The sequence below is a fragment of the Nocardia farcinica genome (assembly GCF_029867845.1).
Lineage (GTDB): Bacteria > Actinomycetota > Actinomycetes > Mycobacteriales > Mycobacteriaceae > Nocardia > Nocardia farcinica_A.
Window position 1 is genome coordinate 1 of record NZ_JARWRU010000607.1, and the last position, 1,748, is coordinate 1,748.

The 1,748-nt window shown below is 76.5% G+C and carries 1 protein-coding gene and 1 pseudogene; both read left to right on the forward strand.

Annotation, left to right across the window (positions count from 1 at the left end; all coding sequences use genetic code 11):
* Nucleotides 1–533 precede the first annotated feature (533 nt).
* The gene (locus tag QH283_RS13300; RefSeq protein ID WP_280503311.1) at nt 534–1,178 is read left to right on the forward strand and encodes a GNAT family N-acetyltransferase; all 645 of its coding nucleotides are present in this window, start codon (nt 534–536) and stop codon (nt 1,176–1,178) included.
* A gap of 10 nt (nt 1,179–1,188) precedes the next feature.
* Nucleotides 1,189–1,748 (forward strand): annotated as a pseudogene (locus tag QH283_RS13305) (glycine cleavage system aminomethyltransferase GcvT); the annotation flags it as partial.

Here is a 1,748-nt window from a genome sequence, read left to right on the forward strand (position 1 = left end):
CCCCCCTCGCGGCGGGGCGGGGGGGGGCCCCGGGCGGGCCCGTGTCGCCCCCCCCCGCCCCCGCCCCGCGCCGAGACCGGCGCGGCCACGCCCCGGCACGGGCGGAGTTCGAGGAGCTGCTCGCCCCCGGCGCGGGGCCGCGGCGCCCCCCCGCCCGGGGGGGCGGCCCGCGCGGGCGGCCCGCCCCCCCGCCGTCGGGGCGAGGGCGCCCCGGGTGCGGCGGCGGGGGCGCGGGGGGGGGCGCGCGGGGGTCGCCCCCGCCGCACGGGCGGCGCGACGGGCACGGTAGGCGCGGGCGGAGCAGGAGCGCGAGCAGTAGCGCCGCGGCCTGCCGCGTTCGGCGCGCCGCACGGGGCGGTGGCATTGGGCGCAGCGCGGTGTTCCGGTGTCCGACGGGTCGGCGCCCGGGTGCCCGCCGACGCGGCGTTCGCTGATTTCCGACACACGAACAAGTGTGACGAAACAGTGGAAAAGCGCTATCCGCCTTCCTACTTTGGCGGCAGGGAACGTCGTTCACACCGGAGGTGAGGGAGATGGATGGGATGCGGGTCAGGCGGGCCGGGCTCGCCGATGTGGCGACCGTGGGCAGGGTGTACGCGCATGCCGCACAGGACGAGGCGGTGACGGCGTGGGTCACCGAGGGCTTCCCCGACATCGCGGCGGCCTTCCGCGACGAGCACGCGCCGAAGATGATCGAGCGCGCGGTGGACGGCGGTGACGAGGTGTGGGTGGCCGGACCCGGTGACGAGGTGTGGGCGGTGTCGGTCTGGCATCGCGTCACCGATACCGGCCGCTATCGGACCGAGGCCGGGGAGACCGCGCGGATGGCGGACGGCGCCCCCGAGGTGCGTCCGCTGGTGCGGTTGGCCGCGGTGACCGAACTGGTCGCGCGCACCCATCCGCGGGAATTCCCGCACCGCTACCTGCAGTCCATCGTCACCGTGCCCGAGCGCCGCGGCCGTGGCGCGGGCGCGGCGATCCTGGCGGCGGTGCTGTCCGAGGCGCGGGAACCCGCGTACCTCGAGGCGAGCACCGAGCGGTCGGCGCGGCTGTACGAGCGCTGCGGTTTCGCCCGCTCGGGTGCGGTGCTGCCGCTGCCCGACGGCGGCCCGGTGCTGATCCCCATGTGGCGCCGAGGGCGCTCGCCGCTGCCGGGAGACGGGCAGCCGGCGGGCTAAGCTCGGCGGCATGACCGACCTGTTGCGCGGACCTGTCCACGACGTCCACGTCGAACTCGGCGCGAGCTTCGCGGAGTTCGGCGGCTGGGAGATGCCGGTGTCCTATGCGGGCACCGTGGGCGAACATCAGGCGACCCGCACCGCGGTCGGGCTGTTCGACGTCAGCCACCTCGGCAAGGCGACGGTGGCCGGACCGGGCGCGGCGGCGTTCGTGAACGATGTGCTGACCAACGACCTCGGCCGCATCCGGCCCGGCAAGGCCCAGTACACGCTGTGCTGCACCGACGAGGGGGGCGTGGTCGACGACCTCATCGCCTACCACGTCGGCGACGAGGAGATCTTCCTCGTGCCCAACGCCGCCAACACCGCCGAGGTGGTGCGCCGCCTGGCGGCGGCCGCGCCGCAGGGCGTGACCGTGACCGACCAGCACCGCGAGTTCGCCGTCTTCGCGGTGCAGGGCCCGGCCGCGGCCCGCGAGCTCCACCCACTCCCCCAGCCCACGCACATAGAGTACCAGGCCATCGCCCCCGCGCCGTGGCAGGGCAGGCCGGTCCGGGAGTGCCGCCCCCG